3 protein-coding genes, 2 tRNA genes and 2 pseudogenes are annotated in these 8,227 nt (G+C 38.8%); 3 read left to right on the top strand and 4 right to left on the bottom strand.

Translation table 11 applies throughout. The features are described from left to right. Positions 1-19: 19 nt before the first annotated feature. Both ACG916_RS16195 and ACG916_RS16190 read left to right on the top strand, forming a co-directional pair. Positions 20-95, top strand: a tRNA-Gly gene (locus ACG916_RS16195). Positions 96-140: 45 nt separating this feature from the next. Further along, a tRNA-Gly gene (locus ACG916_RS16190) sits at positions 141-216 on the top strand. A 183-nt stretch (positions 217-399) separates the two neighbouring features. Here the strand turns inward: ACG916_RS16190 and ACG916_RS16185 are convergent. The 3 genes and pseudogenes from ACG916_RS16185 to ACG916_RS16175 all read right to left on the bottom strand — a co-directional run bounded on the left by ACG916_RS16185 (position 400) and on the right by ACG916_RS16175 (position 5,348). After that, positions 400-1,655, bottom strand: a pseudogene (locus ACG916_RS16185) (HlyD family type I secretion periplasmic adaptor subunit). Continuing rightward, positions 1,652-3,786: pseudogene (locus tag ACG916_RS16180) on the bottom strand (type I secretion system permease/ATPase). The pseudogenes ACG916_RS16185 and ACG916_RS16180 overlap by 4 nt, the downstream one beginning before the upstream one ends. Then, positions 3,783-5,348 carry a TolC family protein gene (locus ACG916_RS16175; RefSeq protein ID WP_419330559.1) on the bottom strand — a complete coding sequence of 522 codons (1,566 nt, stop codon included), beginning with the start codon at positions 5,346-5,348 and terminating at the stop codon, positions 3,783-3,785. The pseudogene ACG916_RS16180 and the gene ACG916_RS16175 overlap by 4 nt, the downstream one beginning before the upstream one ends. Before the next feature lie 418 nt (positions 5,349-5,766). On the opposite strand from ACG916_RS16175, the gene ACG916_RS16170 reads away from it, so the two are divergent. Further along, positions 5,767-7,137: a phosphohexomutase domain-containing protein gene (locus tag ACG916_RS16170; RefSeq protein ID WP_419330557.1), complete on the top strand. Its 1,371-nt coding sequence runs from the start codon at positions 5,767-5,769 to the stop codon at positions 7,135-7,137. 55 nt (positions 7,138-7,192) lie between these two features. On the opposite strand, the gene galE is transcribed toward ACG916_RS16170, so the two are convergent. After that, positions 7,193-8,212: a UDP-glucose 4-epimerase GalE gene (galE, locus tag ACG916_RS16165; protein ID WP_419330555.1), complete on the bottom strand. Its 1,020-nt coding sequence runs from the start codon at positions 8,210-8,212 to the stop codon at positions 7,193-7,195. Between the last annotated feature and the right edge of the window lie 15 nt (positions 8,213-8,227).

Genomic DNA, 8,227 nt, shown 5'->3' with positions numbered 1-8,227 from the left:
AAAAAATTGGACAGACTCCGCGGGAATAGCTCAGTTGGTAGAGCATAACCTTGCCAAGGTTGGGGTCGGGAGTTCGAGTCTCCTTTCCCGCTCCAAAATTTTTTTATTCAGTTTTTTATTTAAAAAATTGGACAGACTCCGCGGGAATAGCTCAGTTGGTAGAGCATAACCTTGCCAAGGTTGGGGTCGGGAGTTCGAGTCTCCTTTCCCGCTCCAAATTTAAAAAGCCCTGATCGAAAGATTGGGGCTTTTTTTTGCATTATTGGTTTATAAATCATCAGCATATACTTACATACTAGAGACAATATTCACTCAATCAGCGTGTTGATCACAAAACTATAAAAACACAAAAAAACCAATCCGAAGATTGGTTTTTAAAATAATCACCACACGATGCAATTATCGCTCTCTTAACGCTTCTTTGGCTTTATTAAACGGTTTCAATAAGTATTCAATAATTGTTTTTTGACCAGTACGAATATCTACCGTTGCCACCATACCTGGCGTTATTGAGAAAGATTTCCCTGCCTTATTGGTCAATTTATCTTTATCGGTCCGAATATAGACTCGATAGTAAAACTGATCTTGTTTAACTTCATCGCGGATGGTATCAGGAGAAATCACCGTTACTTTCCCTTCTAAGCCACCATAAATTGAATAATCATATGCCGTGATTTTTACCAATGCAGGTTGACCCGGATGAATAAAGGCAATATCTCGCGGCGAAATACGCGCTTCAATCAATAATTGCTCATCAATCGGTACAATGGTCATCAATTTACCATTTTGTGGAATAACCCCACCAATGGTTGTCACCGCAATTTCTTTTACCACACCACGTACAGGTGCTTTAAAAGTAGAGCGTTTCACGGAATCATTACGACCAGCAACAACTTGCTGTAATGATTGAATATCGGCATTGGCTCGTGCCAATTCTTCACGTGACTTTACATAATAGTCATTCCGCTTGTCGTTAATTTGATTTTCAAAATTATTGATATCTCGTTTTAACGTAGGACTTCAACCTCAGAAGCAGCACCTTTCGCCACCAAAGGTTGTGTCATTTGCAATTCATTTTGAACCAAAGACAATGCGTGCTTTAAACCAGTAATCGACTCATCCAAATTTGCGCGACGCGAAGTATATAATGCACTTTCCTCTCTCACCAAAGCAGGAACGGCCAAAACCTGTTTTGGAAACTTGATTGCGGTACCATTCACCTCAGCCTCTAAACGTGCTGCTGTAGCCAATGTCGCAAGTAATTTCATTTGGCTTTCACCGACTTGTGACTCGAATCGAGTAGGGTCTATTTGCGCAAGCGTCTGCCCCTTTTGGATAATATCTCCCTCTTTAACATCCAAGCTGGTCAACACACCACCATCTAAAGATTGAATCGTCTGTTCTTTGGATGAAGGAACAACTTTACCTGTCCCTGTAGAAACTTCTTCCAACTTGAATACACAGGCCCAAATCAAGAAAGCCAGCAGACCGAAGGCAACAATCCAAATAATAAATGTGGATTTGGGTAACGGTGGTTCTGAGAACTTTAACGCAGAGGGATTGGTTGGCCGATGTAAATTATTGGATGCATGATCAACTTGAGCAGATTCAGCCTCTTGAACTGTGATATTTTGGTCATTTTTTTCTTGGCTCATGTTGAAGTCCCTCCTGCATTTGCTTGCTGTGCAGGATTTAGAATGGCATCACGCGGCCCATCTTTGATAATCTTACCTTCATGCACAACGATAATACGATCAACAAGTTGCAAAACAGCAGGACGATGCGTCGCCACCACTAAAGTCCGATGACCTAACCATTCTTTTAAATGCTGTATCAATACTTTTTCAGAAACATCATCAATCGAAGCAGTCGGTTCATCCAACAACACAATATTTGGATTTCGGAGCAATAATCGTGTGAGTAACAGTGCTTGCTTCTGTCCTCCAGAGAATCCCACACCCCCTTCAAGAATAATATGATCCAGACCTTCCTTTTTTTGTTCCACGATTTCTAAAGCATTGGTGATTTGTAATGCACGGATAATTTCATCATTGCTTGCCAATGGTGCACCCAAAGTTAAATTTTCACGAATGGTTCCAAAAATAGATGCGCGTTTTGATTTAGTAATGCCATATCACGACGAATATCATCGGGATCAAGCAAAGATTGATCGACACCATCCAAACTGATCTTGCCTTGTACCGGCAATTGCATTCCTGAAAGTAGCTGTAATAAGCTAGATTTCCCTGCCCCATTACGCCCAAGAATTGCAACTTTTTCACCTGCATGGATTTTTAACTGCGGAATGACTAAAGTTGGCCGTGGATCATCTTCAGTATATTTAAATACCACACCTTTAAAATCATAATCACCGGAGAGGACTTTACGCTGAATCAATTGTGCCCGATCAGGACGGTCTACCGGCTTTTGCATCAGCTCATCTAAACCATTTTTAGCCACTTTGGCTTGCTGCCAACGACCGAGTACACCTGTAACTTGTGAAATCGGTGCAAGCATACGTGAAGATAAAATCGAACATGCCACCAAAGCCCCCGTGGTCATATCGCCTTTCATCACCGCAAAACAACCCACTAAAACCACAATTGCATAAGTCAGTCCTTGAATTTTTTGTGTCCAAGCATTTAACCATCCCACAATTTTACGTTGCCGCATACTGACATCAGCAGACACTTCATTCATGTGATTCCATTGATTTTGAAATCTGGCTTCAGCACGTAATAACTTAATATCCTCAATACCTTGAACTGCTTCGACCAAAATCGCGTTGCGAATCGCAGACTCTCGCATCCCTTCAGTGGCCAATTGAGCCAACTTTTTCTGCACCAAAAAGCCAGGAATAATCATCAATGGCACAACCAGTAACATCACCCAAAAGATGTTGCCCCCAATAATCCAGAAGATCGCTAAAAACAGGAAGAAAAACGGTAAGTCTGCAATTGCACTGATCGTTGTTGAGGTCACCAATTCACGAACGCCTTCAAGTTCACGAATCTGTGAAATAAACGAACCTGTTGAACGGGCGCGATCTTTATTTCGGATACGCAAAGCATGACCAAAGACGCGGTCTGAAATCTTGAGATCTGCACGCTTACCAATAATGTCTGACAAATAAACCCGTGCGATGCGCAACACAAACTCAAAAACAGCTGCAATCAACACCCCTCCTGCGAGCACCCACAAGGTTGGAATAGACTGAGAAGGCACAACTCGGTCATAGACTTGCATAGAGAAAATAATGGTCGCCAATGCCAGAATATTGGCAATCATTGAAGCTACCATGATGTCGGTATAACGTTTCCAATCTTTTAAAACGATGTCCCAAAACCAGCTTTTTTCATAAGGTTTGATATATTCATCAACACGTGCATCGGGAATCGATGTTTCTGGTCGAAAAATATAAACACGACTGGCATTGGCTTGAAGTTCATGCAAATTAAAAGTTTGTGAAAGACCTTGATCACCACTTAACTGTAAACTTGCATTGCCCTCATTGTCGACTTTCTCGATAACCGCAACTTGACCATTATTAAATTCAACAACAACGGGTAATCGCCATGGATTCAGTACATCCGTGCTAAAGTCTGCTTTGCGAACATTCAAACCCACTTGACGGGTAATAATGGACAACATGTCGTCAATATTTGTGTATTTATTCCAATCCAGTTGCAGACGAATTTGTTCTTCAGCAGGTTGCATTCGATAATGCTGCGCAACCGTAATGATCGCTTGTAACCAGGGTTGATAATTTAATGTTTTTGTATTCATGGTTGAACTTCAAACCCCTGAATTTGAATGTTATTTAAATGATAAGCATTTCTACTTTTACCAGTTACCTTGATATACACCGCGATCGTGTCATAGATATCAAAGCGTGCCGCTTCCCTTTCTATTCTTGAACTTTGATAGGATTGTTCTGAACTTAATAAATCTAAGATCGAACGCTTGCCTAATTTATATTGTTCTTCATACAGCTCACGGGTTTTTGCTGTTGAACTTTCCCGATCCAAGAGAACCCAAATTTGCTTATCCGTGTTTTCAATACTTTCTCGTGCAATTTGTGTTTGATCCATAATATCTAGGTAAGTTGCATTCAACTTTGCACGTGCAGCCTGTTCAGCAAAATTTGCAGCCTTGACTTGAGATCCCAGTGCACCACCTTGATAAAAATTACTGGACATCTGCACGCCAACAGAACCATCGGTATCATTTTCTAAACCGGTATTTGGATTTTGACCATTCAATGCTTTACTGACTGATCCCACCAATGAAATTGTGGGATAAGCACTCAATTGGGTTTGCTTCTTCTGACTCTGCGCAACATCAATCTCTGCTTTTGCTGCGATCATTGTAGGAATGGTATTCATTTCAGGGTCATCATAAAGACCAGACTGTTTTACAAACTCATCAGGAATATTAAAATCCATTTGACTCACATCAAAACCCAATAATGTGCGTAATTTTTGTTCTTGTTGTTTTAAAAAATTTTGCTGAGTAATTAAGTAGGAACGTGCATACTCAACATAGCTTTGTGCTTGCACAGGATCGGCATTGCTACTAATTCCTGCGTCTGCTCTTAAGCGTGCAATCTCATGTAAACGACTAACCCCATTAAATTGATCTTGCGCTATTTTGATAATATTGCGATAGCGCAGTAAGGATAAAATATCTCGTGCGGTTTGGGTCGAGATATCATCAATACTGATTAATACATTGGCTTGCTCAACTGCCAATTTATTTTGTTGCGTGGTGACACTGGATTTTACTTTACCAAAATCATAAAGCAGTTGGTTGGCTTCAACTGAATACAATTGGCGACCTTTATCGTTGGATGTAAAATCACCTGTATTCATACCCGCTTTTAACTGTGGGTAATATTGCGCTTTTGCCACATCAATATTGGCATTTTGTCCTGCCAGTGTTGAAATCGTTTGAGCAATATTGGGGTTTCTTTTTACTGCAATCTGAATCGCATCTTCAAGACTTAAAATTTTTGCTTGGCTTGAATACGCATGGGTTGTTTGTGTTTGCGCTTGTTCTAAATATAAATTATTGAGCGAAGCCTTTTGTCCAGTATATGGCTTTACAACAGGGAGTTGATTCTGATTGCCTATATGTGCATCGGGTTGATATTTAAAATCGGTCAAATCCTTGAGTTGGACGGTTCTAAATGACTGATCATCCTTGGGTTTTATAAACCCTGTCACACCTTCTTTGATATTTTTTAAGTAGCTTGTTTCTTGTGTATAACCATTGTTCTGCAATAGAACCAATAAACTCACAGCACTCAAACTTTTTAACAATATAGTGGGCTTTTTTGCTATTAACATTCGCGAATGGCACCTAGAAAAGCTTTTAATTATCGGTATTGAATTATTTTGAATTATTTCCCTACCTCATTTCTATTCTACACATTATAAAATCTAATCAAATGCTTATTTTTACTTTTTAAAGTTAAATTTCTTTAATAAAATATTTTAAATTCAAATACTAACAGCGAAAAAAATGTGACTATTATCACATGAATTATAAAATTTCACATAGATCATCTCAAAAGCTGTAAATCCACAATGTGCAAATTATCATTGATGATCCAATACATTATTAAAAAATAAGCTTGATGCAAGAGAAACGTAGTCAATTGTGTACTTCAAACTAAATTTACATCTTCCAATATAATTTCTTATACACTTTAAGGTTAAAATGATGTTTCACTACCAGCCAACCTTAAACAATATAAAGATGAACATGAATAAACTGACTTGTTTCAAAGCCTATGATATTCGAGGCAAACTTGGCACAGAGCTAAATGAAGAAATCGCTTATAAAGTAGGCCGTGCTTATGGTCAAATCTATCAACCCAAAACTGTTGTCATTGGTTGTGATATCCGTTTAACCAGCGAAGCGTTAAAACAAGCAACGATTCGTGGTTTAAATGATGCTGGGGTAGATGTTCTTGATCTTGGCATGACGGGAACAGAAGAAGTTTACTTTGCTGCTTTTCATCTCGATGTTCAGGGTGGGATTGAAATCACAGCAAGCCATAATCCGATGGATTACAATGGTATGAAATTGGTTCGTGAAAATGCTCGACCAATCAGTGCAGATACAGGACTAAAAGATATCCAATCATTGGCTGAATCGGAACAGTTCATTGAAGTTGAAAAAAAAGGCTCAACCCAAAAATATAATATCCTCCCTGAATTTATTGAACACCTACTCACCTATATTGATCCAAGCAAAATCCGCCCGCTTAAACTGGTGATGAATGCGGGCAATGGTGCAGCGGGTCATGTTGTTGACGCAATCGAAGAAAAATTCAAAGCGCTCAATATCCCAGTAGAATTTATTAAAATCCATAATCATCCAGATGGTACTTTCCCAAATGGTATTCCTAATCCGATCTTAGTGGAAAATCGAGATAGCACCCGCAATGCAGTTTTAATACACCATGCGGATATGGGAATTGCTTGGGATGGTGACTTTGACCGTTGTTTCTTATTTGACGAAAAAGGACAATTTATTGAAGGCTATTATATAGTCGGATTATTAGCTCAAGCCTTCTTGTTAAAACAAGCCGGTGAAAAAATCGTACATGATCCTCGCTTAGTCTGGAACACACTGGATATCATTGAGCAATATAATGGCATTGCTGTTCAATCTAAATCTGGACATGCTTTTATCAAAGATGTGATGCGTGAACACAATGCAGCTTATGGCGGAGAGATGAGTGCACATCACTATTTCCGTGATTTTGCTTACTGTGACAGCGGGATGATTCCTTGGTTATTGGCGATTTTAGTGGTATCAGAAACCCAACAATCGTTATCCAGTCTGGTCGAAGGGATGATTGAACGTTTCCCGTGTAGTGGTGAAATCAACTTTAAAGTTGAAGATACGCAAAAAACTATTCAAAAAATCTTCGATCATTTTGCTGATTTAAACCCTGCAATTGATCAAACAGATGGTGTTAGCCTTGATTTTGGTGCATGGCGTTTAAATGTCCGTGCATCAAATACCGAGCCATTATTACGCTTAAATATTGAAAGCCGTGCAGATAAAAATCCAAAACCAATGCAAGACTATGTAGATGAGTTAACTCAGTTGATTCAGGGTTAGTTTTAAATGGCGATAAAAAATAGGCGCTTAATGCGCCTATTTTTTACTGTTAAATTTATGCTTGATAGCCTGTTGGATTTTGTTTTTGCCAATTCCAACTGTCTGCCAACATATCTTCCAAAGTATATTTTGGCGTCCAACCTAATTCTATATTAGCTCGCAATGCATTAGCATAAAAACTCGGCAAATCACCAGCTCGTCGGCTTACAAATTCTGAATTTATACTGATATTATTTATTTTTTCAAAAGTACTCTTAATTTGTAGTACTGAAATAGGCTGACCAGTCCCAATATTCCAAGCACGACACCCTTGGCTTTTTATTCTATTTTCAACAGCTAAAACATGTGCTTTTGCTAAATCAACAACATGAATAAAATCTCTTTCACATGTTCCATCTTGAGTTGGGTAATCATTTCCAAAAATAGAAAGTTTTTCTCTACGGCCTACAGCGACTTGGGTCAAATAAGGCATAAGATTATTTGGAATACCTAATGGATCTTCGCCAATACGACCGCTCTTATGTGCACCAACAGGATTAAAATAACGCAATAGTGCAATCGACCAGTGCTTATCCGCAATTGATAGTTTTTCCAATAATTGCTCAACGATTAGCTTGGTATGACCATAATTATTATTCGGTAGACCTAGTTGCATATCCTCCTGATAAGGGGAAGAATTGCTTTCTCCGTAAACTGTTGCAGATGAACTAAAAACTAAATTAAAAACACCCGCTCTTTGCATCGTTTGTGCCAACTGAACTGATCCTGCAATATTATGATCAAAGTAAGTCAATGGAATTTGTTGGCTTTCCCCCACTGCTTTTAAACCTGCAAAATGAATCACAGCATCGATTTTATTGTTTGAAAAAACCTGATCTAAATCATTTTGATAACGAATGTCACCTTGAACAAATTTTAGTGTTTTTCCAGTCAATTCTTGGACACGTTTTAATGATTCTTCTGAGCTATTTGATAGATTATCTAGAACAACAACCTCATGCCCAGCCTCAAGTAGCTCCACACAAGTATGTGATCCAATATAACCTGCACCACCTGTTACTAAAATATTTGCCATAAATTTTTCCAGTAT

The sequence above is a fragment of the Acinetobacter legionensis genome, from assembly GCF_048552295.1.
Taxonomy (GTDB): Bacteria; Pseudomonadota; Gammaproteobacteria; order Pseudomonadales; family Moraxellaceae; genus Acinetobacter.
The sequence above is the reverse complement of the archived record's forward strand: the minus strand, read 5'-3'. Positions and strand labels throughout refer to the sequence as shown.